31 protein-coding genes and 1 pseudogene are annotated in these 26737 nt (G+C 34.2%); 13 read left to right on the top strand and 19 right to left on the bottom strand.

Annotation, left to right across the window (positions count from 1 at the left end):
• Nucleotides 1–70 precede the first annotated feature (70 nt).
• The 5 genes from RF53_RS10885 to RF53_RS10865 form a co-directional block, all read right to left on the bottom strand.
• Entirely contained in the window at nt 71–2362 is a 2292-nt protein-coding gene (locus RF53_RS10885; protein ID WP_039037661.1) for a xanthine dehydrogenase family protein molybdopterin-binding subunit, read from the bottom strand.
• A gap of 12 nt (nt 2363–2374) precedes the next feature.
• Nucleotides 2375–2863 (bottom strand): (2Fe-2S)-binding protein, encoded by a 489-nt coding sequence (locus RF53_RS10880; protein WP_039037660.1) that lies wholly within the window; start codon nt 2861–2863, stop codon nt 2375–2377.
• Nucleotides 2864–3091: 228 nt separating this feature from the next.
• On the bottom strand, nt 3092–3700 hold the full coding sequence (locus tag RF53_RS10875; RefSeq protein ID WP_039037659.1) for a nucleotidyltransferase family protein: 609 nt from the start codon (nt 3698–3700) through the stop codon (nt 3092–3094).
• 3 nt (nt 3701–3703) lie between these two features.
• Nucleotides 3704–4723: an XdhC family protein gene (locus tag RF53_RS10870; protein WP_008127476.1), complete on the bottom strand. Its 1020-nt coding sequence runs from the start codon at nt 4721–4723 to the stop codon at nt 3704–3706.
• A gap of 167 nt (nt 4724–4890) precedes the next feature.
• Nucleotides 4891–5751, bottom strand: a complete 861-nt coding sequence (locus tag RF53_RS10865) for a DUF6279 family lipoprotein (protein ID WP_039037658.1) — start codon at nt 5749–5751, stop codon at nt 4891–4893.
• A gap of 399 nt (nt 5752–6150) precedes the next feature.
• On the opposite strand from RF53_RS10865, the gene RF53_RS10860 reads away from it, so the two are divergent.
• Nucleotides 6151–6876 carry a tetratricopeptide repeat protein gene (locus RF53_RS10860; protein ID WP_006791705.1) on the top strand — a complete coding sequence of 242 codons (726 nt, stop codon included), beginning with the start codon at nt 6151–6153 and terminating at the stop codon, nt 6874–6876.
• A gap of 68 nt (nt 6877–6944) precedes the next feature.
• Here the strand turns inward: RF53_RS10860 and RF53_RS10855 are convergent, their stop codons facing one another.
• Together RF53_RS10855 and RF53_RS10850 are read right to left on the bottom strand one after the other, a co-directional pair.
• On the bottom strand, nt 6945–8363 hold the full coding sequence (locus RF53_RS10855) for a coniferyl aldehyde dehydrogenase (RefSeq protein ID WP_039037657.1): 1419 nt from the start codon (nt 8361–8363) through the stop codon (nt 6945–6947).
• Nucleotides 8364–8502: 139 nt separating this feature from the next.
• Nucleotides 8503–9525: pseudogene (locus tag RF53_RS10850) on the bottom strand (SLC13 family permease); the annotation flags it as partial.
• A gap of 81 nt (nt 9526–9606) precedes the next feature.
• On the opposite strand from RF53_RS10850, the gene RF53_RS10845 reads away from it, so the two are divergent.
• The gene (locus RF53_RS10845) at nt 9607–10194 is read left to right on the top strand and encodes an HNH endonuclease signature motif containing protein (RefSeq protein WP_160289076.1); all 588 of its coding nucleotides are present in this window, start codon (nt 9607–9609) and stop codon (nt 10192–10194) included.
• 184 nt (nt 10195–10378) lie between these two features.
• On the opposite strand, the gene RF53_RS10840 is transcribed toward RF53_RS10845, so the two are convergent.
• Genes RF53_RS10840 through RF53_RS10835 form a run of 3 tightly spaced genes read right to left on the bottom strand, consistent with a single transcriptional unit; the run spans nt 10379 to nt 11331 of the window.
• A complete protein-coding gene (locus RF53_RS10840) occupies nt 10379–10753 on the bottom strand; it encodes a hypothetical protein (RefSeq protein WP_039037655.1) in 375 nt (124 codons plus the stop codon).
• A 38-nt stretch (nt 10754–10791) separates the two neighbouring features.
• The gene (locus tag RF53_RS19455) at nt 10792–10953 is read right to left on the bottom strand and encodes a hypothetical protein (protein WP_160289075.1); all 162 of its coding nucleotides are present in this window, start codon (nt 10951–10953) and stop codon (nt 10792–10794) included.
• 6 nt (nt 10954–10959) lie between these two features.
• Complete coding sequence (locus RF53_RS10835; RefSeq protein ID WP_039037654.1) at nt 10960–11331, bottom strand: hypothetical protein; 372 nt, start codon at nt 11329–11331, stop codon at nt 10960–10962.
• A gap of 242 nt (nt 11332–11573) precedes the next feature.
• On the opposite strand from RF53_RS10835, the gene RF53_RS10830 reads away from it, so the two are divergent.
• Nucleotides 11574–12155: a recombinase family protein gene (locus tag RF53_RS10830; RefSeq protein WP_039037653.1), complete on the top strand. Its 582-nt coding sequence runs from the start codon at nt 11574–11576 to the stop codon at nt 12153–12155.
• On the opposite strand, the gene RF53_RS10825 is transcribed toward RF53_RS10830, so the two are convergent.
• A complete protein-coding gene (locus RF53_RS10825; protein ID WP_039037652.1) occupies nt 12134–12889 on the bottom strand; it encodes an abortive infection system antitoxin AbiGi family protein in 756 nt (251 codons plus the stop codon). The genes RF53_RS10830 and RF53_RS10825 overlap by 22 nt on opposite strands.
• A 342-nt stretch (nt 12890–13231) precedes the next feature.
• Entirely contained in the window at nt 13232–13612 is a 381-nt protein-coding gene (locus tag RF53_RS10820; RefSeq protein WP_039037651.1) for a DUF2511 domain-containing protein, read from the bottom strand.
• A gap of 164 nt (nt 13613–13776) precedes the next feature.
• On the opposite strand from RF53_RS10820, the gene RF53_RS10815 reads away from it, so the two are divergent.
• Both RF53_RS10815 and RF53_RS19125 read left to right on the top strand, forming a co-directional pair.
• Nucleotides 13777–15000 (top strand): hypothetical protein, encoded by a 1224-nt coding sequence (locus RF53_RS10815; protein WP_039037650.1) that lies wholly within the window; start codon nt 13777–13779, stop codon nt 14998–15000.
• 274 nt (nt 15001–15274) lie between these two features.
• Nucleotides 15275–15988, top strand: a complete 714-nt coding sequence (locus RF53_RS19125; RefSeq protein WP_052242891.1) for a zinc ribbon domain-containing protein — start codon at nt 15275–15277, stop codon at nt 15986–15988.
• Nucleotides 15989–16001: 13 nt separating this feature from the next.
• Here RF53_RS19125 and RF53_RS10800 read toward each other — a convergent pair whose 3' ends face one another.
• Nucleotides 16002–16256: a hypothetical protein gene (locus RF53_RS10800; protein WP_039037649.1), complete on the bottom strand. Its 255-nt coding sequence runs from the start codon at nt 16254–16256 to the stop codon at nt 16002–16004.
• Between the two features lie 173 nt (nt 16257–16429).
• Between RF53_RS10800 and RF53_RS10795 the strand changes: the two genes are divergently transcribed.
• On the top strand, nt 16430–16735 hold the full coding sequence (locus RF53_RS10795; protein ID WP_039037648.1) for a hypothetical protein: 306 nt from the start codon (nt 16430–16432) through the stop codon (nt 16733–16735).
• Nucleotides 16736–17599: 864 nt separating this feature from the next.
• Here the strand turns inward: RF53_RS10795 and RF53_RS10790 are convergent.
• The 5 genes from RF53_RS10790 to RF53_RS10775 form a co-directional block, all read right to left on the bottom strand.
• Nucleotides 17600–19849, bottom strand: a complete 2250-nt coding sequence (locus RF53_RS10790; RefSeq protein WP_039037647.1) for a hypothetical protein — start codon at nt 19847–19849, stop codon at nt 17600–17602.
• A 98-nt stretch (nt 19850–19947) separates the two neighbouring features.
• Nucleotides 19948–20112 (bottom strand): hypothetical protein, encoded by a 165-nt coding sequence (locus tag RF53_RS19450; protein WP_160289074.1) that lies wholly within the window; start codon nt 20110–20112, stop codon nt 19948–19950.
• Nucleotides 20113–20533: 421 nt separating this feature from the next.
• Entirely contained in the window at nt 20534–20725 is a 192-nt protein-coding gene (locus RF53_RS10780; protein ID WP_039037645.1) for a hypothetical protein, read from the bottom strand.
• Nucleotides 20725–20877, bottom strand: coding sequence for a hypothetical protein (locus tag RF53_RS19445; protein ID WP_160289073.1), 153 nt, complete (start codon nt 20875–20877; stop codon nt 20725–20727). The genes RF53_RS10780 and RF53_RS19445 overlap by 1 nt, the downstream gene beginning before the upstream one ends.
• Nucleotides 20878–21079: 202 nt before the next feature.
• On the bottom strand, nt 21080–21730 hold the full coding sequence (locus RF53_RS10775; RefSeq protein ID WP_039037644.1) for a hypothetical protein: 651 nt from the start codon (nt 21728–21730) through the stop codon (nt 21080–21082).
• A 177-nt stretch (nt 21731–21907) separates the two neighbouring features.
• Between RF53_RS10775 and RF53_RS10770 the strand changes: the two genes are divergently transcribed.
• The 7 genes from RF53_RS10770 (at nt 21908) to RF53_RS10740 (ending at nt 23991) form a co-directional block, all read left to right on the top strand.
• On the top strand, nt 21908–22129 hold the full coding sequence (locus tag RF53_RS10770; RefSeq protein WP_039037643.1) for a hypothetical protein: 222 nt from the start codon (nt 21908–21910) through the stop codon (nt 22127–22129).
• 4 nt (nt 22130–22133) lie between these two features.
• Nucleotides 22134–22397 carry a hypothetical protein gene (locus RF53_RS10765; protein WP_039037642.1) on the top strand — a complete coding sequence of 88 codons (264 nt, stop codon included), beginning with the start codon at nt 22134–22136 and terminating at the stop codon, nt 22395–22397.
• Nucleotides 22398–22718, top strand: coding sequence for a hypothetical protein (locus RF53_RS10760; protein ID WP_039037641.1), 321 nt, complete (start codon nt 22398–22400; stop codon nt 22716–22718).
• A 19-nt stretch (nt 22719–22737) separates the two neighbouring features.
• Nucleotides 22738–22887: a hypothetical protein gene (locus RF53_RS19440; RefSeq protein ID WP_160289072.1), complete on the top strand. Its 150-nt coding sequence runs from the start codon at nt 22738–22740 to the stop codon at nt 22885–22887.
• Complete coding sequence (locus tag RF53_RS19435; RefSeq protein WP_160289071.1) at nt 22877–23047, top strand: hypothetical protein; 171 nt, start codon at nt 22877–22879, stop codon at nt 23045–23047. The genes RF53_RS19440 and RF53_RS19435 overlap by 11 nt, the downstream gene beginning before the upstream one ends.
• The gene (locus RF53_RS10750) at nt 23037–23276 is read left to right on the top strand and encodes a hypothetical protein (protein ID WP_039037639.1); all 240 of its coding nucleotides are present in this window, start codon (nt 23037–23039) and stop codon (nt 23274–23276) included. Before RF53_RS19435 ends, RF53_RS10750 begins: the two co-directional genes overlap by 11 nt.
• A gap of 268 nt (nt 23277–23544) precedes the next feature.
• Entirely contained in the window at nt 23545–23991 is a 447-nt protein-coding gene (locus RF53_RS10740; RefSeq protein WP_039037637.1) for a hypothetical protein, read from the top strand.
• Nucleotides 23992–24294: 303 nt separating this feature from the next.
• Here the strand turns inward: RF53_RS10740 and RF53_RS10735 are convergent, their stop codons facing one another.
• The gene (locus tag RF53_RS10735) at nt 24295–26403 is read right to left on the bottom strand and encodes a hypothetical protein (RefSeq protein ID WP_039037636.1); all 2109 of its coding nucleotides are present in this window, start codon (nt 26401–26403) and stop codon (nt 24295–24297) included.
• Between the last annotated feature and the right edge of the window lie 334 nt (nt 26404–26737).

The following is a 26737-nucleotide window of genomic DNA, read 5'->3' as shown; positions in this document are numbered from 1 at the left end:
CTAATATGAGCCTAATAACTCGCACTACAAAAGCGTGTAAATTTTAGGTTTACACGCTTTTAGTGTTTATTTAGGCTTTTAAACCTTTTACAACGGCACTTGGTTTCATTGGTAAGTCACGTAAACGTACACCTACTGCATTGTATACGGCATTGCCAATTGCTGGCGCAACGCCAATAACACCTGGCTCCCCTAACCCTACAGGAAACTCATCACTTTGCACAAACTCAATGTCCATTTCGGGTACATCTTGCATTCTCAGTGGAAGGTAAGTATTAAAGTTTGTAGCAGCTACTTGGCCATTTTTATAAGAGTTGGACTCATGTAAGGCCATACTCGCTCCCCATAATAATGACCCTTCTAATTGAGCCATCGCACCATCAGGATGTACAATTAAACCAGCGTCAACAACAGCGTATAACTTTTTAAGGGTGATTTTGCCATCGCTTTTGTTAACGTGAACATGGGCTGCAGTGCCAATCCATGCTGGCATGTGGCGCTCTTGCCCTGAACTAACCGAAAAACCAATGCCCTCGTTTTCGTTCAGCTTTATTGAGCTAACTTTGTGTGACACTTTTTTAAGTACATCATGTAAACGGCGCGCGCCACCCACACTTTCAGGTGCTTTACCCGCTTGTTTTCCTTTACCGTCAAGCATTGATAAACGAAACTTAACCGGATCAATACCTTGCTTGTGCGCTATTTCATCTATGAAAGACTCAAGGCTCCATACAATCCAACCCGGTCCAACTGAACGTAACCAACCCGGCGTAAAAGTGCTTTGTGCTAACTCGTTATTAATAGCACGAGCACGATGGTTACTCATGCTATACCAGTGATCAGCACCTGAGGCAGAAAACGAATCAAATTTACCATTACCATCAACACCAGGAGCTAAAAAGCCTGGCGCCATTGCTTTAGTTGGCCAGCCTGCAGCAAACGCATGCTCTAATGCGCTAAGCTCTCCCTTTTCACCGAACGAAGCGGTTAATTTAGCCGTAGACGCTGAGCGAGACTGATCAAATAAACTGTCATCTTCACGGGTAAATACAAGCTTAACCGGTTTACCTATTGCTTTTGCCGTTAATGCAGCAGGGACTGTCCAATCACCAAATAAACGACGACCAAAGCCACCACCCAAATAGTAAGGACGAATAATGACTTTATTTTGCTCTATATCAAGGGCTTTGGCTAAAGCAGGTAACGTGAGTGATTGCCATTGGTTACCCGTATGTACAATCCAGTTACCGTTTTTAAATTCAGCTATGGCGTTAAGTGGCTCTAATTGGTAGTGACTCGCTGTCGCCGTGGTGTAAGTTGCATCAAATGTGTTTTTTGCATCGGCCAAAACCTGAGGCGTATTGCCTTCATCTACAAATAAAGTACCGGATGCACTATCGTCACATAATTTTTTACCCTGCGCCTGAATATCTGCCTCGGAGACGTTGGCCGTTTTGCCTACCTGGTAGCTTACATTTAACGCATCAACCGCTTTAATAGCACTGTGATAATTGTCAGCCAGTACAACAACCCATCCCTCAACGGTATTACTAGGATCGTTTAATATTTCAAAACCGCGATAACCTTTAATTGCTTTCGCGCCACTGTCATCAACGCTTGTTACTTTACTACCGTAACGTGTTGGAGGAATAACCGGACGCGCATACACCATACCTTCTATTTCAACATCAATGCCATACACTGCTGATCCGTTTGTTTTAGCGGGTATATCTAATGCTTTAAAATCTTGGTTTAAGCCGGTTAAATGACGTTTATTGGCTGGTTTTAAAGGAAGCTTTGCAACTTCTTCACTTGTAAAGGTAAGATTAAATTCACCTTTTTGTACAATATCAGCGTAACTTACCGATTGACCACCAGCAACAATTTGCCCTTTTTGTGCAATACATTGCTCTGGTTTAACCCCTAGCATTTTAGCCCCGGCATCAATAAGGGCTAAGCGACCTGCGGCACCCGCTTGCGATAGCGGTTTAAAACTTTGAAATACTGACCACGAACCACCTGTAACCATATATCCCCATTTCTCATGGGTGTCTACGTAAGTAATTGATACTTTATCCCAATCACACTCTAACTCGTCGGCCACTATTCGTGCTAAAGCAGTACCAATGTGTTGGCCCATTTCAGCCTTTGCAATGCTAACCTCTACCCCACCATTGATATCCATTGTCCACCAAATAGTGGGTGAAAACGCCTGTTGTGAAATTGATTCTTTGGCGCTTAAAGAACCTGAAAGTAACGCAGGCGCAAATGCCATTACCAAGCCCGCACTAGCACTGCCAATCATAAATGAACGACGATTTAAGTTGACGGTTTCGCTGTTTTTTTGAAATAATTTTTTCATTATCCGCTCCGATTAAACGTCTTGCTCATTTGGGTTAAACATCTGTACTGCACTTTGTGACTCATCGGCCGCACGTCGTATTGCCGACTTTATACGTTTGTACGCCATGCAGCGGCAGTAGTTACCATTCATATGATTGACAATTTCTTCATCTGTTGGCGACGGATTGTCTGCAAGTAATGTTGCCGCTTGCATAATCTGCCCAGACTGACAATAACCACATTGCGGTACTTGCTCTTCAACCCATGCTTTTTGAAGCGGGTGTTCGTTATTGAGACCTTCAATAGTGGTAATGTTTTTACCAGCCACAGCCCCTACGGGTAATACACATGAACGTGTAGCCTGTCCATCTAAATGCACTGTACACGCACCACACATTGCTATGCCACAACCAAACTTAGTGCCCTTTAGTCCTACTTCATCGCGAATAACCCATAGCAGTGGTGTATCTTCACTTGCTTGTGATTCAATCACTTTGCCATTAATTGTAAACGTTACCATAACCCGCCCCTTGAATTAGCTCTCAATCAACTGCACTGCGATTTGTGCTGAGCAGTTGGTAATACCATTAAAATTAAAGCAACTTGATCCTCGACATTGCTCTTAAGTTGTATGCGCAACTTTATGCCCTGCGCAATATGTATTTATATAAACATGTTCAATTAAAGTTTAGTTTGTTTTTTGATTTAAGCTGAACCTCTGTTTGAGGTAGATTTATTGCCTAAAGTTTTAATTATTCAATTTAGCGCCTGTTTTAGCGGTATAACCATTTAACTGCTCAACGGTATCTATGTCTGCTCTTGCCTTATTTAGTAAAACGCAGTTTACAATACCGCCTGATTCACGAAGTAGATGTTGAGCGCCTTTGTCATTAGACAAAGTGGTGAGTAAATCAAAATCATCATGAGGAAAAATTGCCGGCACACCTAATCGTTCTCCATAGTTAGCACACCATCGAGTGGGGTTATTCTGAAAACGAGTGACTAACTGCTGAATATCGCACGCCTCCAATTCAACCTGATCGGCTAGCATAAATAAAATGCCATCCCAACCGTCACTATGCCTTAACTGATTAGCTGCAAGCGCGATTGATTTACCTAACCCTTGCTGCCAATCTAAATTACAGATAATTTCGACATTATTGTAGTGCTTTAGCGCTTGAGTAATTTCGTTATGCCAGGCGCCTGAAACAACATAAACGGCACCCGCGTCTAACTGTTGTAAAACGTCAACTGCACGAGCAATCATAGTTTTATTATTGCCCACATTTGCTATTAATTTGCATCCATCAAAACGAGACGACTGTCCTGCGGCTAACAACACTTTTGCTATGCGCATACTTCACTGACCCCAATTGCTTAGGGATGTAGCATCTTTATTAGAAAGCACGGCGTGTATTTCACTAATAAGTGACAATGCAATACTTTCTGGCGAGTCGCCACCTAAGTTAAGCCCTACAGGCCCAAAAACAGGCGCTTTAACCTCTTGTATAGCTATATTAGCTTGCTCAAAAACTTGTGCTCGTCGGTGCTTAGGACCCAGCAGCCCCATGTATTTTAAATTAGACTGGTTCAACGCATAAAGTGCATTTGCATCAAGCTCAACACTGTGGGCCATTAATATGCTCGCATCCACCTTTTGCTTTTCGCAATATTGGGTTAGCTCTTGTGGCGGACAACGTAAAATTGCATCTGCCTGCTGAAAATATTGCCTTTTAGCATTAGCCGCGCGGGGATCCCACACAGTCACAACCCAACCCAGCTGCTTAGCCATAGAATAAACGGCAACAGCGTCGGCACCGCCACCCACAATTAAAATATGTGGGGCTGGGTATACGGCCACTTGTAGCCAATGCTGATTATTTTTTTCAATGATTTGTGCTTTACGATTAACAGAAAGACCATCAGAAACATTACGTTTTGAAAAAACGCCCTGCCCCAACGCACAAAGAGGTTGCACTGGTTGTAAATAATAACCTGACACTTTTTCTTTAAGAGCATTAAAAACAAAATCGAGATTTAGGTATTTATTGGCGCTATTAACTGGCTGTAAAACAATATGGACAACACCACCACAGCCAATACCTAACTGAAATGTTAAGTCATCTTCATCGGTGGCATCATAGGTAATCGTTTTTGACGTAAGGGAGGTCATTACTTGTTTGGCGTGGCGCTGAATATCTGCCTCTAAGCACCCACCGGAGAGCATACCCAATCGCTGCCCTAAGCTAGAAATAAGCATCATGGCACCTAGCTTACGGTAGCTCGAGCCTTCAATTTTATACAATGTAGCCAAAACCCATTGCTGTTCGTCTCGTAAAGGGTGCCACGTTGCAAGCATGCTTTTTAAATCAGTTACCATATAAGTGCCGTTAGAATCCTTTATTTATGTATTTTCGTAGCCTATAAAATTTAGCTGTAAATAACTGACTAATTTTAAAAACGTTTAACCTACGTTGGCCCTACTCAGTAAGATCATATTTATATTATATAAATGAAATTTTCTTACTCAATGTAAAAGGTTAAATTTTACGGTTCCATTAAATCGTTAAGGGTTTCAATTAGGCTGTCAAATTCATCATTAACACTTTCGCGCTGTTTTTTATTCAATGTCGGGGCTAGTTCTATTAATAAATTAACATATAAGTCAAGGTTGCTGGCATTTATGGCTAATTGCTCTTCGCTCATAAAGGCTTCACGCTCTTTTATTACATAGCTTAATTTAGTTACAAACTCATCCTCAGAGAGTGTTTCATCAACCATTATTGATTTTGCTGCATCTAATCGAGTTTGTTTGTAATCAAGCCACAGCCCGCCTGACTCCGTATGCGTGTTATTTGCGTCTGTAATAAGTTGCTTTTGCTGGTCAGTGAGCTTACCCAGCCAATCTGAGTAGTAGTCTAACTGGTTTTCTAGGCGTTTAGTTTTGCGCTCTTTACTAGATTGTTCGTTGTATTGCTCACGATCTTCGTTAATTTGATCTTGAATATTTTGTATAAATTCATCGCGCTGATCTCTAGAGAGCGTATATCCTAATTGCGCAAGCGAAAAATGCGCATGCTCAAGAAGATTTTTCCAGTGGGCCCTAGCAAATACTACCTGCTCTTTTAATTGAGCATGATTTAGATTTTGATTAAACAGCGACTTTAAATTTTCAATATCTTGCTTGTATGCTGGCAACTGTGTATCGCGGTGCCATTGCTGTGTGGTGTTAATAATCTCTTTTAATTGCTTGTTCTGTTGTTTGTTTAAATCGACGTAATCATCAACCCAAAATGACGATAACCAAGTTAAATTATTATATGTAAACGAGGCAGAACAACTCGTTAATAGCAGTACGCTTAACGCAATAGTTATATGTGACAACTTATTTTTTATTGTTTTTAACATTTTCACCTCTGCAAATATGAACGCTTCACTTAGCTAAGCACTTACATAATGAACCTACGTAACGTGAACTCGCTACCTTAAATAGCATAACAGTCAAAAGTTTATAATTAGCAACTTTTCGCCATGCTTTGACATAGTTATTTCTTTTAAATTTTCTGTTATATCTGTATCTTACGCTTATAAAATCGAACGTGTTAGAAAAAACGCCCCCGATTTGAGCTATAATCACAAACAGAGTTTATCTAAACTTAAATGCACGCTAGTTTGTTTGTAGTAATAAAATAAACCTAAAATATAGCAACGTTATACGCCCTTAAATAGCTGCAAGTGCAATAGTGTTGCAAATAAAATGGTTTTATTTAACTCACAGTGAAACGATTACTTTTTGGAGACATCGCTATGTCACAGTTTAATTTAAAAACGTTATTACTTACGGGTGCTTTAATTGCGAGCCCTTTTGCGAATGCAACCCTTGAAGAAGGTATTATTGCGGCGAACGAAGGTCGCTTTGAATTCGCTTTAAAAGAATTTGAATACCTTGCCGACAAAGGGTTTGCACCTGGCATTTACGAGCTTGCTAAATTATACGAAGAAGGCCACGGCGTTACACGCGATTATTACAAAGCAGCCGATCTATACAAAAAAGGCGTAAAAAAGAATCACGCAGACTCAATGTTTGCATTAGCGGTATTATACGACGAAGGCAAAGGCGTTAAGTTAGACAAACAAATGGCTTTATCTTTATTCGAAAAAGCAGCCAAAAAAAACATGCCTGCCGCACAGTTTAACTTAGGCGTGATGTATTCAAATGGTGATGGTGTTAGTCACGACTACAAACTTGCTAAAACATGGTACGAAAAAGCCGCTGGGAATAACTATTCTTTAGCGCAATTTAATTTAGCGCTTATGTACTTTGAAGGGCTAGGAATGCCTAAAAACCTTGAGAAGTCATACATATGGAATACAATTGCCGAATACAATGGCAACATGCAAGCAAGCCATAGTCGAAAGTTAGATGAGCGTTCAATGCTACCTAAAGAAATTGAAGAAGCAAAAGAAAAAGCTGACGCAATTTACACTAAAATTCTTGCAGGTACCTACGCAGGTGAAGGACGTCTATTTTAGGTTAAGCAAAAAATAAAGCTGAACTTAGTGTCGTTGTGCATACTTAGTTCAGCTTTTTTTGGTTTGTTTTACTTAATATATAACCACTTTAGTAGCTTGGTTAGTAGTTTACTTTGCTTAAGTAACAACCCTATACGCGGGTTAAAAGAACCAGAAACGAGTGTATTTTTAGCGTGACTAAACGTTAAAAACCCTTCCTTACCGTGATAGTGCCCCATACCTGAATGACCCACCCCACCAAATGGCGCGTCGTCAGCAGTTACTTGTACTAAAGTGTCGTTAACCGCAACGGTGCCACTAAGTGTTTGTTTAATAATGTACTCTTGTGCCTCTTTATCTTGGCCTAAAATATATAAAGCAAGCGGATTTGGATGCTGTTTAATATAATCGAGAACGTCATCTAACTTCCCATAACTCTTAATTGGCAATATAGGCCCAAATAGTTCATCTTGCATAAGTTGCATGTCGTCGGTCACGTTCGTAACTAAATGCAGGCCCATGCGATGTTTATCTGCATCTTGTTGATTTTGTTCAAGTGGCTTAATGACATTTGCCCCAAGTTCTTGTGCTTGCACTAAGTATCCGGCTAGACGCGCATAATGCGAATCACTAATAATAGAGGTTAAATTTTTACCTTCAACACCCTGCTTAAAATGCTTTTTATAAAGCTCACATAACTGTTTAATAAGCTGGCTTTCTAGGGTTTTAGGCACAAATACATAGTCTGGCGCGACACAAATTTGCCCGGCATTTGCCATTTTCCCGAATAAAAGCGCGTGTGCTGCTTTTTTAACATCAGCTTGCTCGGTAATAATCACTGGTGACTTTCCGCCAAGCTCTAAAGTAACAGGGGTTAGGTTTTTACTGGCTGCTTTCATTACTAATTTGCCAACCCCAGTAGAGCCGGTAAATAATAAGTGCGCAAAAGGAAGAGACGAAAATTCGCTGGCAACGTCGCTGCCGCCTTGGACCACACATACATGCTGACTCATTTTGTCATCAAAAAGCTTTTCTAATACAGCATTAGTATGTGGTGTAAATTCGCTGAGTTTTAACATTACTTTATTACCGGCTGCGATAGCGGTGATCACTGGCACAACCGCTAGCTGTATTGGGTAATTCCACGGTGCGATAACACCTACCACGCCTTTAGGCTGATAGGTAACACTCACTTTAGACGGCCATAAGCTAAGCCCCACAGAACGTTTACTAGGCTTTGACCATTTAGGTAATTTTTTAATAATGTGCGAAAGCCCTTGCACGGTAGGCAAAATATCACCAAGTAAGGTATCAAACGCAGTCCGGTAGCCAAAGTCTTTAGATACTGCACTGATAAGTTCTTCTTCTAGCTCTACAATGCGCGAACGTAATTTTTTTAAAATGGCAATTCGAGAATGAATAGAAGGATAAGGATTATCTAAAAACGCATTTTGTAAACTAGTAAACTGCGCTGATAAAGAGGCTATTTGTGCTGTGTCTGTTGTCAAAATAGATTACTCGACTTTTAATGTTATTGTCGACTATAACCTTGATCTGTTTTTCGAGCAATAACACTAATTTACCTATTACAACCACACACATAGTGATTAAGAGTCGCTTTGTTTAAGATACAAACCGACTCAATTTTTAAAAGTTAAATACTGTTTTTGCGAGCGTTATTGTTACAAGTGTAATTAATACGATAGCGACTAGGTTAAGTGCAAAACCTGCTCTGATCATATCGCGAATTTTAATTTTTCCCGAGCCAAATACAATGGCATTTGGTGGTGTAGCAACTGGCATCATAAACGCACAACTGCATGCTATAGCAGCAGGAATAACCCACACTAAAGGCGAGCCAAAAATACTTTCAGCAACTGGGCCTAATAACGGCAAAAAGCCCGCCGCAGTAGCTGTATTACTCGTGATTTCGGTTAAAAAGGTGATAAGCGCGACAACAACCACTATGCCCATAACTAATGGAATAGCACTCGCCCCTTCTATCATTTGTGCAATGTATTGCGCTAAACCAGAAGATTTAATCTGTGATGCTAACGATAAACCACCGCCAAATAATAACAATACGCCCCATGGCACTTTAGATGCACTTTGCCAATCTAAAATTCGCTCATCACTGCCCTTCTTAGCTGGCAAAACAAATAACAACAAGGCTGCTGTAATAGCAATAGCAGTGTCTGAAATGCTAAGACCCGATAAATCAGCTAATAGCGGTCTAAAAACCCAACATAACGCGGCTAGTACAAATACTGAAAACACACCTTTTTCAGCCCGTTGCAACGCACCGAGTGCAACAAGTTCATTACCAAACATAGCTTTACTGTCTTTAATGTTTTCTGCATTTTTATCAACTTTATAGCTGAATTTAGTAAGCCATATCCAACACACCAGTAACATCACAATTGCTAAAGGCACACCTAGCATCATCCATTGCCCAAAGCCTATTTCAATTTGGTAACTTTCAGATAAGTATGCTGCCATAAGCGCGTTAGGCGGTGTTCCTATTAACGTAGCAATACCACCAATGCTGGCACCATAGGCAATTGATAGAAGTAATGCTTTTGCAAATCCATCTTCACCAGAATCAGAGTGACTCACTAAATGAATAATTGATAACGCGATAGGTAACATCATCACCGTTGTTGCAGTATTATATTAGTGCTACTAAATGGAACATTAATGGATCATAAATGATAAATATTGTCAATAGAAATGATAATAAAGGTGCTTAAATTGACAGCTTATAGAAACATTCCCGCCAAGATTCGTACAGATCCCGCAGTTTTAGAACACGTCTACAAAAAATACAAAGTTGATAGTGAAAACATTGCTGGGCATTCTGAAAGTTTTATCCGAAAAATGGGTAAATGTTTCATTCCTATTAAAGACTGTAAACAAGCATACCCTAGTATCTCTTTGTACCCTTTCTACAAAAAACACAACAAAATAGAAAATCTTAATAGAAAGTATATTAATAGTGCGTACCAATTCTATGCACATCGGGTAACATTTTCTATATTCAACGTGACTCGCCCATTGAACAACAATAACATGCAAGTTCACCACATATGTAGCAACACAAAATGTTGCAGACCTTCACATTTAGCACTGATCAGTACCGCAGACAATCAAAGGGAAAAATTGACTCGAATAGTAGATCAAGCAACCATTGATTTTAATGATACTAGAAATGAGATTTTTAATATTAATAAATTATCTGGAATAGATCACAATGTTGGCAATAGTGCAATGAACTTTGATTTTGATAGTGGGGAATATACACAAGTAGATGATCTTAATGATTGGAATGGGGAATATTGATAAATCCTTATATTGAATTGAATATAAGACTTTTTGTATGCAAAAAGTCTGAACAACTATACACAACTATTAATCAACAAAAGGAAGGAAAATCAATTAATAGTCGTGCATGTTGTGAGAGATAAGCGCCATTATTTAGGACAATTTGGAGAGTTAATGGCGCTATACATGAATATTTTATAAATTATGCACTCAAATATTGCACTAATCTATATTTTATGATGCTCGGTAACTTTTGTTTAGTATCAAGGAACTTTAACCAATGTTCCGCATGTTTTATTTGTAGTGTTAACATTGAATGGAATCTGAATATAAACTCTGGTTCTTCAATTGCTAGAAAAATTAGGCCACGAATTGCGCCAGCTTGTGTTTGATGCTGCCCTAAATCTTTAATTGATGCTGATTCAAAAGTAACAAGGTCAGTTTTAAGATGATGTACAATGACTTCAATTATTGCATTATTAATTGCTGGATCAATCTTCACTATTCCGAATGATTGTAAGATCTTCTTTAACTCGTCATGTTGTAAGTTAATTTCTCCTTTAGATAGTGTTTGCATTTTGTTTACCTGTTAATGTGTGAGTGAGTTTAAATAAATTATCGTTTTTTCAACGTTTTAGTTAGTATGTCGATCTGTTTTTGAATAGTTGCTAACTGTTCAGGATTATCAATTTTTCTTGTCTGTCTTTTTAATTTGTTAAGTGAAAGATTAAATTCTCTAAAATCCTTAAATGTCATTACTTTTTTTTGTTCATTCATTTTGTTTTACCATTCGTTGTAGTGTGTTGATGATTTTTCGCATTCAAAACCAACATCTATGTATTGTTCAATAGCTTGATTTTGCTTTTCTATAATATTGTGTCGGCTCTCATCGAGATCGTTTAGGATAATTGCAGAATAATAAGCAACTGGATCTTCAATACCTAAACCATCATTTAAAATTTGTTTTTCATTTTCATTGATGAACACAATATTCGATTCAAGATTTTCTAAAAGTTCATTCATTGCAGTATTTAACTTAGTACTATTGGTTAACCGTTTAACTGCTTTTTCTGTATCTTTGCTTATTCTAAAAGACACCGTTTTAGACTTTAGTTGTTCAGGGTTCTTTTTTGGTCTACCTACTTTTCTTTTCATAATGCAACCTTTTTGTTTTTCTTCTTACACTATTATTTATGTACTTTTTTTCTGGTGCTTTTAATTGTTCCACTTTGTAGCAACTATAAATTTATATTTTTGAATGTTTGTGGTTCGTTTAGGGCATACTTTATGAACCCTCTAAAAATATAAAAAAAAGAGTTCATTTAGACTTTATTTATAATTAACGAACCGTTATCATTTAGACTCTTAGAAGTTAAACGAACGATTAAGGGGCGATTATGGAAAATAAAGGTTTATTATTCGGTTATGCGAGAGTTTCATCCACAGATCAGGATTTAACAACACAATTATCAAAATTGAATGAACATGGTGTTGATAGAATCTACAGTGAAAAAATAAGCGCTAAAAATACGAATCGTCCCGAACTTGAAAGGATGATTGATCAACTACGCACAGGCGATAAAGTAGTGATCACGAAAATTGACCGTATAGCTAGAAACATGCGAGATTTTCAAAACTTAGTGCATGATTTTAATGAACGTGGTGTAACGTTGAAAATTTTGGATCAGAACATTGATACTAGTTCAGATCGCGATAAACTCTTTATGAACATGCTTTCAATGTTCGCTGAGTTTGAACGCACAATGATTTTAGAGCGTCAGCGGGATGGAATAGAATTGGCAAAGTCGAAAGGAGTCTATAAAGGTCGTAAGCCAGTTAGCAATGATAAGAAAGCACAAGTTTTAGAATTGGCCGCAAGTGGTACTAAAAAATCGGATATCGTTCGTGAAACAGGTCTAGGTAAAACAACCGTATTTAAGATTATTAAAGAGAACTCTCAGAAATCAGATTCAATTTGATCTACTGTTAATATTCTTGATATGAGCCTATTGAAATCTTCGTTCAAAATATCTTTATCTTTTTTGAGTAAATCTATAAATTCAGATACGCATGATTCAGACTTTAAAATGATGTAATTTATATCTGCTAATTCTACCTTTAACCTCATTGATGAAATCTTTTGATTATGAGGTTTCATAAAATTTTCAAAGTTACTTACTCTTTCGACTTCAGATCTAGGCGGTAGATAACCTTTGAATTCCTCAGAATACTCTGGAACGTACCTCCATTCTCTTTCATCAGAAAATCTGTAATTTTTCTCTATATCCCTATCTTTACGCTCTAAATCGCCTTGAAAGTTTTTTATATATCGTAGTATATCTAATGCTGGAAACTCATCTGCATTGATGTTTTTGTCTTTTTTACCATTTTTATCCAACTGGTTAGAAATACTTATAATACTTGATGCAACGTTTGAATTTTTTGATATGTATAGAACTGGGTTAAGTCTTTTATTTTCAGCCCACTCTTTAGTTAACCCTATTCCGAAATGACCATAACTAGTAATGTGATTTTTTATTTGCGAAATAGGTATGTCACAGAAAGAAACCATTGGTACTTGCAACTCATAAAAAGAAGAATCAGATAATACAAATTTTTCATGGCAATATTTTAATCTAAATCCCTCAGATATTATTTTTTCAATAATATCAACACTTCTTGTGAAGTGAAAAACTGAGTTAGTGCTTAACATGCTTAATCCTTTACTATGCAAATTCACCATTAGTATTAATCTAAACGAAAATACCATATTAAATTTATTTATCCATACAAAAAAGCCCTAAACATTGCGATTAGGGCTTTTTGCGTTCAATAAATGGACTTAAACATTTATCGAGCTATTCTGATGATGAATCAGACAAAGCAATAGTTGATGAAGATGAAAAACTATCGCTGAGTATTTTTTACAATAACAATTATATTAAAGAGAAAATATATTTCTTATAGTATTATTTATGTTCTTAAAATTCGCTAAAACTTAAAAACTTCTAGATAAAGAAGGAAGTCCAAACAATGTTTGTTAGGTTTTACGATACTACTTACATAGAGCAAGTCCTTTATCTAAAATGGGACCAATATTGACCTTTGTAGGTGTTCCCATAAGCTTTATTACTTCCTCCACAGATTTACCTTCTGATTTAGAAAGCTGTTTAGCCATTTGATAAAAACTTGGATCTTCTTTCCATATTGGTTCAATAGCAGAATAACCTTCTTGCTGTGCTACACCATTGAGAGCATATTCATTTTCATCTGTAATGAGTACTACAGCACTATTGATACACTTTAAACGACCTTCTGTAATCGTAAAAGGCCATTCAGAACCAAATTCTTGCTGTGTTACTTCAACATCAGGTTGTGAGGGTGAACAAGCAGTCAGGCTAGCTGCAATTAGAAGTATGGAAAGTGATTTGTTCATTATTAGTCCTTTATTTTAGGATTAGTCCTTTAGGTTTAATAGCTTAACATAGTTAATTCAACGCTATAAACAATTTCTAAAATACTATAGAAGCTCTATGTACAATAGCCAAACTCTTATATCATTATGTTACCCGTTAACAGTTACAGACTTAAGGCACATATTTGAATATTAAATGGGATGAAAATAAAATTAAGGCTTTAATCAGCTCAATAAAGGATAGTTTGAGCATTTCTAACAGTGGCTCAGTTAGCTACAAGGGAGATTTTGAATTTAAAGTTGATGCTCTTTTTAGTTACGTAGAGCATAAATACGAACTAGATATAGATATACTTTATGAGAATTTCAAACAAGCCGTAATATCTACTTATAAAAATAATAGATTGAAAAAGCACAACGATATTTTGAAAAATTTCAAAAAGATTTGTGATGAACGTTTATCCATAAAAAAAGACTACGTTTTATTGACTTCAATTAGTTTGGATAAAGAATTCAAGTTGAAGCGCCGAAAAATAAATAATTGCGTTATAAATTTTTACAGAGAGATACCTAAAAAGTATAAATATTCTCGCTCTCAATTGATTGAAGAGAATGCAAGTTTAGATTTATCAGAGCAGCCTAATTATTTATATGTCACTGTATCAACTCAAGCTCATGACGAGACTACCGCTTTTAAAAAAGGTATTGCTGCGCTGGATATTATTAGAAGCCTTTTGCAAATGAGTTTCCAAAAAAGAATACAAATCTTAGAACATGCGCCTAAATTAAAATATTTTAGTGATAGCTATGTATCTTTAGGCCAAATGCATTCCCTTCATAAGGTTAGTGGTGCAAAGGCTTGCGACACCACATGGTATGAACCAGACTTTCATTACAAGGGACCTATTAGAGTAAAAAATCATAAAAATACTGAATCAAATATTACGCTTTGGTTGGACAAAATAAGAAATAGTCAATTTTCTGAGCATTTAAGTAAATCTTTAGTTAATTACATTAATGCTCTAGATCACACTGACCAAGAGTTTAGGTTTATGAAGCTCTGGTCAGTAGTAGAAGTGCTCATTAAAACTGATGATACGAAATTATTGATAAAAAGAATTTCTTTTTTCTATGCCGATAGAGCATACGCAACAGAGGTATTAACATCACTTAGAAATACGAGAAATGTACATGTGCATGCTGGTGTTAAGCCTTTAAATGTTGAGCTAAAAAACTATAACTTATGTTTTTATATTGAAAATATATTGAAATTTTTAATTTTAAATCCATTTAAATGTGAAAAATTCGATACTATTCTAAAGTTCATTTCATCACCTACAGAATTAAACACTATTGACCAACAAATAGAAAACCTACATATGGTCAAAAAATTTATTAGTTATAGCTAACTACTGAAATAATAAATTTGGCTCCACAATTCATATTATGTTTCTGAAACATAACTCTTGATAGTAACAATGGTGTCAATAGAAGAATTTCATAGTGTATGCTTGATTAAAAATTATTAATTGATAAGAATATAGCATTGTAAAAAACAGTTATGCATGGATCGCTTAAAACTAATTAAACTTGGCTTAATATTATTAGTCACTTTATCTCCCCAGTAATTAAGCTTTTCCAGGTCTAAATCAGTCTAACTTTAAAATAATTAAGGAAAATTAAATGGCATTAGTTAAATGTAAAGAGTGTGGTGAAGAGGTTAGCAATAAAGCTAAATCTTGCCCCAAGTGTGGTGCAAAAGCCCCTAAGAAAACATCATTACTCACATGGCTTGTTCTAATCCTAATAATTCTGGGTATTTATACATCAAGTCAATCAACAGATAGCACAACTAAATCACCTGCAAAAGTAAGTAGTTCAGAAAAAAATGAAACTATAAAATCTGAAAAAGTAAAAAAAGCAGCGCCACCCAAGCCAGTTTGGGTTACGTCAGTTTCAAAAGATGAGATGACAGGAGAATTTACTGCTTTCGCACATTCGCCTAGATCTTATCCATCGAAAAAAATGGGATTTCCATACCACGATGTTTATAGTTATATGGGCGTGGGTTGCAGTGCTGGTAAAGAATGGGTGTATTTAGGTTTTAATGAAGCCCCAAATTTATCAAAAGATACTACAAAAAGTGGTTACAACTTAATTAAAACACGTATTAAGTGGAACGATAATGTTGAGGACATTTCACTTACCCAAGATTGGGGCGCAAAGTTTTTACATTTTGAAGATGACTCTGTAGTAACTTCAAAAATAGAAGCTTCTAGTACAGCGCTTGTTGAACTTCAATGGCATGGTGAGCAAGCTACATATTTCAAATATTCTCTTAGTGGTTCATCAAAAGCGATCTCTGAAATTAGGGATAAATGTTCTAAAAATAAATAAGCACTAAAGATTTTTAATAGTGTGATATGAGTTGTATCACACTATTAAATTTAAGCTGTATTAGTTCAGGAACTTGACCGAAGTTAATTAATCGTGAATTATCAATTTCTAAAATACTATTGGTTTCATCTTGTGTGAATAGTACATCATAAATCTTATTGTTTTTAATTGACTTATTACTGTCACTATCCTCTTCTAATAAAAAAGATCCACTTAGCAAAAGGGAATTAAAAACCTCTTCTGCTTTTGCACCACGTAGACTATTCATTTTATTTAATTCGCAAAAATTAAAAATCCATTCATATTTATAGCTTTAGATGCTACCCCTGTAATACACCAATGCCTAAAAAGTTTTAAGCATATGTTTTTATTGAATAATTAATTAAAATCCAATATTATAGTTGCATAATTTTAAAGACTAATAAACAAAGGTTGAGAATAATGAAAAACGAATACGAACTATGCGAAATTGAGAATGTAGAACACCTTAGCAAAATTATTGATGAACTTGAAAATGATAAATTAATTATTAAAGATTATGACAGACTATTGTTTAACAGTTTCTTATTGTTAGCCACTGCTGAAAAAAATCTAATTGTTGGATTGTATGAAGAAAACAATAATTGTGAATATTATCCACTTGCAGAATACTTGGTTAACAACTTTGCACACAAATTTCACGAGCTTCAATTTAGTATTGAAGGTGCATATGGTGGTAGTGCAGATGTAATTTTGCATAAAGAATAATGTAACTTATGCATTGTTACATCCCTTTTAAAAGCCTGTCGATTGATAAAAAAGGTTCATTCTTTATTGAGTGAACCTTTTTTGAATTAAAAAAAGCCTGTGAATACTAATTCATAAATCAGTAAAAATAACACACCCACACCCTAACTCGTGAATGTTAATTTAATTTTAATGAATAACCAATCACAAGCAGCTGGCATAGATTCAAAAACGGGGAACTATCAACGAATAGTGTATTAGATAGTTAATTTCTACATAAATGAATGAAAGAACCAGTTAATTTCAAGAGCTTTAGCTCGCAGTGGTTGAGTGAAACGAAACTAGTTAGTGAATGTAGTATTACTAATTTATGCATATAGTTTCGCTATCGCTCTACAACTGCGCTACTACGTAGCTTGTAAGTTACTGGTTTTGTAAGTTTAAATTGTAGAAAATTAAATGTTATTACATCAAAGAACTACACAAACCAATCTAACACAAGGCATTATGCCGCAGTCGTTGAACGTAGTGAAACTAGATGTTTTTATATTATTAACTGTTCTGTGCATAATATAGTTTCGTTTCACTCAACCACTGCGCTACTACGTAGCTTGTAAATAATTCCTTTTTTCTTCATCGTTTATGAATAAAGATCACAACCGATTAATTAATTAGTTCAATAATATTCCCTCATTAATTGCCCCACTTTTGTCAACGGTAAATGTTCACTTTTTCTATTAAGAGAGCCGTTGACAAAAGTGGGGCAAAATCTATTTTTAATATTCCCTCATTAAATCCCTAGATTATTAGTCGGTAAATGTTCACTTTTTCTATTAAGAGAACCGACTAATAATCTAGGGAAAATCTATTTTTAATATTCCCTCATTAATAAGAAAAAGCAACACCACTAGGCATTGAAAATTGAGTTTCTTTAACTCCATTATCAAACTTAGTTGCAAGATTTTTAAGGTCTTCATTAATGTTAGAATACATTTTTGATTCCACTTTGCCGAACTCTACAGCCTTAGTATGTGAAACGTTTGAATCATTTTTATTTTTGAACATTTTATTTTTGAAATTCTCTATTGTAGATGTAGTTTTTTCGATAGTAGGTGAAACAGTTTCAAGAACCGTTTCACTAACTGTTTCAACAACTTCACCACCAGCATTAATATTATTCACAAGTTCAGCAATAGCTTTACCTTTAAGATTTTCACATTTTTCAATGAACTCATTTAATCCAACTTTTTCAGCAGCTTGTTTAACCACAGTAGATTTAACTTTATAATCTTTAGCTTTTTGTGCAATTTTAGTAACTTGTTTTTTAAGTTCTTTTTCGTCAATGTTCAATTTACCAAAATAATCAATAGCAGTATTCACACCATGTTGATCTATAAATGCTTGTACGTTTTCTTCACCGTGTACACTTTTTAAATAATTTACACGTTTTTTAGTTTTTTCGTCTTCGTATTTTTTATTCACGTTGGCAAAATCATCTTCAATAATGCCGTTAATGTCGCTTAATAATTCATCCATGAACGGTTGTAGTTCAGGGTAAGATTTAGCAAAACGGATCATACTTGCACGTGCTGTTTCATTGTCAGGAAAGATTAAAACGGTTTCTTTATCCTGAATAGTTCTTAAAGAACCACGACCAATATTTTGCACTTGTGCCGAGATAGTAACTTGTTCGTTTAGTACGTCCACTGGTACACCATAGAAACTATTAATAATACTAGCTTGTAAATTGTCTACTTTGTTTAAACCATAATTGAGAATAACATTATTATGTGTTAAATCGTTTCTACCACGTGTCACAGTTGAAACATTATCTACAGGACTTTTAATACCACTAAAAGCATTGTCAGGAACACGGCTATTTTTACTCACCATAACACCATTAACATTATCAAGATTATTAATAAAGTTTGTCACTTTTTCATAATAGCCTTGATCGCTGGTGGCTTTAGCAATTGTAAATTTGTTTTTACCAGCAATAGAAAATATTTTAATAGCTGGTTTACCATCTTTACCATACATGAACTTTTTCCCACGATTTTCACTGTCATAAGTAAGCATGGTGTAATCGTATTTTACACCCTCTTTCAGCCAACAATAAACCGCGCTAGTATCCCCTTTCACATTTTCAGATAGTACATAAACGTGTTTAAAATTATCTAAAAGGTTTTTAGATAATTTTGTAAGTTGTTCGATTGTGTATAAACCTTTTTTATTTTTAACGATTCTTAAAAAAACATCATTGTTCACTTCTTTTTCAACTATGTTCGCCATTTTTTTAAGCTCATTATTAAACTTAGTGTTAGTGTTAGTAGCGTCTTGACATTCAATCATTTTAATTATCTGATCGAACTTTGGCGATTTATCATTCAATTTTAGTACTGTTCCATTTTCGTCATTTTTTACAAGTTCTGCATTGAAACATGACTTAACAAGTTCAATAGCTTTGATATGATGATCAACAAACGGTTTAGATATTAAATAAGGTGTAATATCATCGTCTAAAACTAGTAAGTCATTGTTGTTTGATAGTGCATCAAAGTTAATAAGTCTTACAGCAACGTTAGTAACCAATACACAAGCACCTGTGTTAGATTGTAGTTTCAATTCACCCATGACATTTTGAAACATTGAATCTACTGTTTCTCCTTTATCCGCACCTTTAGAACTAACCATTTTTACACGGTTTAATAGTGCTTTTAATTTTTCAACTTTTTCAGCCACTTTTTCACAATGTGCAACTTTAAGTTTATTTACACCAGCATTAATATAATTTTGGATCTCGTTTAATAATTCCTCTGAACGTTCAACCTGTGCTTCAATTGAATGTGTTCCGTAAACTACAACACCACCAGCAAGCATAGTTTTAATGGTTTCTTTGAGCATCATCGTGGTCTTGCCTACACCTACGCCACCATCAATTAATTGTAGTTTTTCGCGTTGGTTTTTTTCTACATAAATATTACTGTTAGCAGAAGTGTTAACAATAGTGTTTTGAAGAGAGCTTTTAACTACCTTGGCTGGGGCGTTAAGCTCTTTTTTTATGCCTTCAAAAAATACGTCCAGTTCTCCATTCTCATTTAATTTAAAGTATTCAATAGTGTTTACTAATTTCATTTGTGTTTACCTGTTTTTACCCTCCATCGGATAATTAATTATTATGCTGCCCCATCAAGGGATATTATTTTTAAATTCTCTTTTTTGTCGCTGGTGGTTTAGCCTAACGATTCAACCTTTTTTATTGCTCTTAAAATAGTTGGAACGCTTGTATTGAACTTTTTAGCAAGCTCTGTTTTATTATATTGTCCACTGTCCCAAAGCTGTTTAAGCTTCAATAAGTTGTTTAAATCCTTAAATAAATGTATTCTTTGCTTTGTCATTTTCGTTACCTATTAAGTAGTTTTTATTTTTTAAAAAAAGCACTTTTTTGTGCTGTTACTAATATATATAAGAGTTTTTTCGTGTTTTACAAAAACCCTTAGAATATTTTTAAATAAGCATTTAAATCAATAACTTAGAATCAAAAATATTTTCCCACTGTACAATTAATAGTCGACAAACGTTATTTAACCCTGTTTTTTGTGGAATCAACGCAAAATCAAACTGTAAAGGGGGTAAGTAAACACTAACATGCCCGTATTTACTGGGCTGTAGAGCGGTAAATAATCCCTTATAATTCATGCGCTTGCCATTTATTATACAGGAGATGTTGATACATAGGTGAATTATAACAGGTGTATATAACCAAAAGTTATAAAAACAACGAATACTTAATTTTAGACATAAAAAACCTGTGTAGTGTTACACAAGGTTTTTGAACCATTCATCAATTGTTTGTTCATCTTTGGTCACAGTCAATTTTTTATAAAGGTTTTGTAGTTTCTGTTTCTCATCATCCAGCAGCGTTTGTACATGGTCGCGTAGGGTTAAGGCAATCTTATTTTTAACATCGTGTGGTAAATCTAAATCGAATAGTTTATTTAAGTTCTTCATTATTCTGTAACCTCTATTAACTTAGCTATAAATGCTTGATTAATTTTATCTTTTTCAGTTTTAACAACCTCCTGAACCGCTTGATCAAACAGTTCAATAATGGTTTCTTTTTGTGTATGGTCTATCAATAATTCTTCTAGTTCTTTGTTCATTTTTACACCTTTTTAATTATAAAAAAAAACCCTGTGCATTATCACTACACAGGGGTTTTCATTTATTTTTTTCTTGGGACAATTCGCAATAAATCCAATAATATTTATCATAAATAATAATGAATTGGTTTCTTTCATTTTATCAATTTAACCTTATGCATAAAAAGCTTGTTTGATTATTCAGACAAGCTTTTTTTATGCATCATACAAACCCTAGTTTATTAATATTCTGTGCAGTTTCTAAAAATATTTTACATTTATCTTTATTGTCATGAAAATAATCAACGTCTTTATTATAAACTGTTGCTGGTGGTTTCAATTTAATATTCTTAATTATTAATTTATTATCCAGTAACTTATAATCAAAACTCGCAATATTGTACATCAAAATAGGGAATTTAGCCGATAGTAAAACACTATTCTTAGGTGCATCTATCATATTATTAATCGAATATTCACTTAATTTTTCAGCTATTCCATGAACAATAGATTCTAAAGCTTCTTGTAGTGTTACATGATGAATCATTGAATATTGCTTTGAACGTTTTATTAATGTTACTTTCTCTTTTTTATTAAACTCAACTTGAATAAACAGATCGTTAACTGGTTTAATCTCAGTCAATAATTTTTCTTTAATCTTCGTGTATTCGTTTAATACTTTTGAATTAACCTTGCTTTTATACTCTTTATTTTTCTTACAATAATTTTCAAGATAATGTAAAAACTGTCCACTATTCTTTGTTTTAATATTCGTATAATCGTGCTTTGCAATACTCAACATCATTAAATAATCATCAATTAATATTGTGTTTAAGTCTTCTTTTACTTGCTGGTTCTTATTCTTCTTAATCATTTTGTTACCTTTCTTTTTTGTGTGAGGGAAAATATTCCTTATACAACTATTTATATACTTTTTTATTGCTACTAACTGCTCCACTTATTCAACGTTAAAATAAAACTGACATAAATAATAATAAGAAGATTATTAATAAAGATAATCAAAGAATAATTAATAATAGGTAACAAAATTATGTTTATTGAAGATGAACAAGAAGTATTAGCAACACAAGCAACACCACAAAAAGAAGTTGAAAAAACTATTCATGCACGATTAAAACTAACAGATCGTGAACGTGAGATTTTACGGTTGTACATGGCAGACAATTTAATTACACGTTCAAACCTAGTGTACAACACGATTATTAAACGTGAACTAGAGAAGATTAATCAAGATTTACAATACGGGTTGTAAAATTATGGATTTATTAAAATTAAGAAGGGACATTGAAACAGGTTTATCGAATATTCTTGAGGGTGAAACACTTTCAAAATCATTGTTAGAGAAAACTATCAACACAATGTTTGAACGTGTTCTAGATACTCACGAACAAGAAAAATCAAAAGTTTTCAATGCTATGGCAGAAGATTCTAAAACCATTCAAAAACTAGATAGTGAGATTGCAGCACTAGAATTAATGATTAGTGAAGAAGAGAATTTATTAAACAAAATGGGTGAATAAATGAGTATTTTTACAGAAAGTGGAGAACTTACAAAAGATTTTAAAATCAAGTCTCAAGCACTCTTTAATCAACTATGTGAAGAACACGTACTACCCGCAATTAATGAAGACATTAAAAATATTCAACACGTTTTTATTAATGAAGATGTAGAAAGCCGCAAAGATAAAATTAAAGAGTTTAAGAAAAAACTTGACGATAAAATAAAAGCTAGACGTGTTTTAAAAACAAAAAATAAAGCTGGTGGCATTCCTACAGATCATGAAAAAACTATTCTACCTGAAAGTGTGAATGAAGGTAAAAAAGTGTGGTTTAAATTATAAAAAATATAAAGTTAGTATTATGGAAAATGAAAAATTAATAGAACTCTTACACCAATACAAAGAGAGTTTAAAGCAAAAGATTTTATTCTGTGAGAGTTCTAAAGAAACACTAGAACAACTACTCGAAGAATTAGAAAAATTATTAAATGGTGTTGAACATGAACGATAATAAATTAAAACAGATTTATGAATTTTTAAAAGCTGAACAAGAAAAATCAACTTTTCTTTCAAAGGAAGATTTACAAGAAGAGATTCAAAAAATACAGAAAATCAAAGAACAGATTTTAGAGAATAATAATAAATTAAATAGGTTTGGTTATGCAGAATAACAAAGGTAAAAAAGAATACGTTTTAAATAAGGTTTGTACTTATTTTCAACACGATCTACATAATAACGATGAAGCAACACGAGCAATTAAAGCTATCTTACTAGGTTTAAATACTAGTGTAACAGTTGAACAAGTTTGTGCAGATTATGAGAGACAATTCGGTAACGATCAACCATTCAGCTTTAACGTATTTAAACTGACTGACATTATTTTAACCCTTACAGAATAGGGTTAAGATAATGTACATGAACGCACAAAACAATAGATTACGATTCTATGCAAAAGATGAAACGAACCATGCCAATTTGAACAACCTATACGATCAGTACGTTCAAAGTTATTCAAAACAAGCGACTGTTACATTAATATTAAATCGCTATGGCCTGAGATTAGATCATACTGTATTGAACATTGCAATTGATCAAAAAACTTCAAAATACTTGATTTTAGAACATTTATTTTATTTTCTAAAAGCACAATTCCGATAGGTAAACAAAATGAACATACACACAAAACAACTTAATATTCCTATTAATGAATCTTTGCATTTGTTCACAGACCATTATTTAAACATGGTTCGATACAACATGCTTTATTCACTACCAGCTATTTTAGATTTAATGTTAAGCCATTATCAATTAATGAAGAAAACAGACGGTACTTATTACACCACCAGCGATATTTTTACACCAAGCGAACTAGAAATGATGATTCACAATTCGAAATTTGTTAATCATAAATCTACACATGATAAAATCGTTGCATTTTTTAACAAAGTGAACGATGAAGTTTTGAAAAATACTGCAAAGTTACCAGCAATACAGACATTGTATAAACTTGATGATGGTTCAACCACTTACGAACCTATGAGAAATGATAAGGGTGAATTATTAAACATGGTTGAATGGCATCTATGGAAGAAAGCAGAACCTAAAAAAGAATAAAAAAAATCCCCTTGATAACTATGTCAGCTATTATCAAGGGGATTCAAAACAAAAAAATCATACAACAATCAATATTGCATAGTATTATTTATGATAATAAATTTGCCATTAATTAGCATTCAATCAACGAATGGTTGAATGATTGGTGTATAAATGATGTATGATCGCACCAGTTACCAGCATTCAATCAACGAATGAAAGCACCATAAATAATAGTGTAGGGTTTTCCTTTCAATGTCCCTCGTTTTCTTATGCAACATTAACCATCATGACAGCTGAATCATGATGGTTTTTTTGTGCCTTTTAAAAAGGATTATTGCTAAGGTTGTTACGAATATAATAATCATCATTGTACACAATCGGCAATGGTGCAACGATTGTTTGATTATTGTTTGCAACGTTGATGTTACTAAACGAATTATTGCCACCAGCTTTAGTACTAGGATTAAGCACCTTTTTAGCTACTTTTTTATAATCCTGTTTGTTCATTGGTACTTCATTCACAAGATACACACTATTAATATTTTCTCTTAAACTCGTTCTACCACTATCAATTGATTGTAAATCATTATTTTTAATAGATTTTTTATCATTTTTAAGTGGTGTATTGTCGTCAGTCCAAGGCATTTTAAAATCAAGATCAAGAGATGGTAGTTTTAAACTATTCTTAAAACTGTTCATCATGTTGTCTAAACCTTTCATACTATCGTTAAAAATGTCTGTGATCTGTTCACCAATCCATTCAAAGGCTGTGATCAATCCGTCTGTTATTATTCCCACTGGATTTAATTCAAAGATAGCTTTTGCTATTCCTTCAAAATCTCCATTCATAACGTTAGTAACCAATTCTGTGAACTTTTCCAATGGATAGGTTAGAGCGTTGTATAATCCCTCTGAATAGTTCTTTAACTCGTCACCCATTTTTCTAAAACTGTCACCGTCCAGTAAACCGAATGTAAGAAAATCAACCATACCGCCAAAATAATCAATGACAGCTTCACGTATCGAACCAGTTTTATTAAATGTGTCTAACGCAGATTCAACACCACTGTATAATGTACCTACTATAAGCGCTGGTAGCGCAATTCTAGATAATAAACGTGGGATAGCCTTACCAACATGCTTTAATGCACCTGTGAGTGGTTTCACAAGGTTTTTTAATAGTTTCTTAGGGTTTAGAACACCATCAAACACTTTACCTAGTATTGATCCGTTATCATCGTCTGAACTACTTGAAGATTTACCTTTAAGATCTCTTAATGCACCTAGCAATTTATCGTTATAAATCTCGTCTTCTCTGCGCCTTTCTTCTAATCCATTTACTAACGGTTCTAACTTTGTATTAATATTAATCAACTGTTCATTAATTGTACTAAAATCATCGTTCAAAGCAACTTGAACAGGTTCTTGTGACCGTGTACCAATATTCTGTACGTTGTCTAAAAAGCTTTCAATAGTTGATTGAATATTAATCAATTCATAATTTGCTTCTTCAAGTAGGTTTGAAAGTGAATCTACATCAAAAGAGCTATAATCTAGTTCAGGAATGATTGATTGATTATCGTTTACATTTACAATAGATGGTTCTCTACTATCGCTGGTGGTTGGTGTAGTTTTCAGGTTTTTTAAGTTATCGTTAATTGAAACTAGTTCATCATTGTTTAACTCTAATTCATTGATAATGTTATCATTGTCAACCGTAATTGAGATTGATTTATCATCGTTGGTAATAGATTTATCATTCTTGCTCGCAATTTCAGCTAATAATGCGTCTTGTTTTTTAGCACTTTTTTCGCGTTGCTGTAATAGCTCGAATAATTGATCCTCCATTCCACTTTGTAAATTGTATTTTTGTTCACGTTTTTGAGAAAAGTTCTCTTTAATTTTTCCACCAAAATAAGCCGCACCCATTGCAAGTAATGGACTATCATTTAACCCAGCAATAACGGCTGTAACGTCACCAAAATTATCAACTGTCTTACTCATAAATGCACTGAACTTGTTAGTATTAGTTCTTATGGTTTGTTCAGTTGTATCAATGTATTTTTGTAATTCAACACGTTGTTCATTATTTTGAACGTTTTTTGATAGTTCCCGCAATACGTCCAACTGTTGTAAATTATCGCGTTGTTCGTGTTTGCTTTGCTGTCTACTATTAACGTTTATGTCTTCTAGTTGGTCGAACAATTTTGAAGTTTCACCTGACATTACATCGCGCATACTGTCAGAATATTTTTTAATATTTAAACGATTATCCGTAAACTTTGTTTCATTGTCAGAACGTGCATTATTCTTAGCTAGTGCCTTAATAGTTGCTTCAAGGTTTTTAGATGATTGTAAAGTTTGTTCGTGTTGTTTTCGTTCTTCATCAAGCCGTTTTTTCTCATCTTGTGTTAAGTCCTGTATTGCCATTTTATAAATTCTCTTTTTATTATTGTTTTTGTTTTCAATATTTATCGAAAATGGCACTGCATAAATATTATTGTGAGGGTGAAAGAGGGTTACAACACAACTTGGTCACTGTCTGTTATTCAAAGTATGTAGCGATTGTTATAACGGTAATGTGCTTATTTGCATTTGCACTACCTGTCTGTTTAAACAACGTGAAGAATAATGAAGTTATTATTTTAGGGAACTATCCGAAGATGAATAGTGACTTTTGACTGTTGTACATAGTTCGTTCAACACGTGTTGTAACCCTTCCTAGAAAAAATGCAAAAAAAAACCTTACCTGAATAATCAAGTA

Source organism: Pseudoalteromonas sp. ECSMB14103 (assembly GCF_000813065.1).
Classification (GTDB): domain Bacteria; phylum Pseudomonadota; class Gammaproteobacteria; order Enterobacterales; family Alteromonadaceae; genus Pseudoalteromonas; species Pseudoalteromonas marina.
Note: the sequence above shows the minus strand (reverse complement) of the source record. Positions and strands in the feature narration are given on the sequence as shown.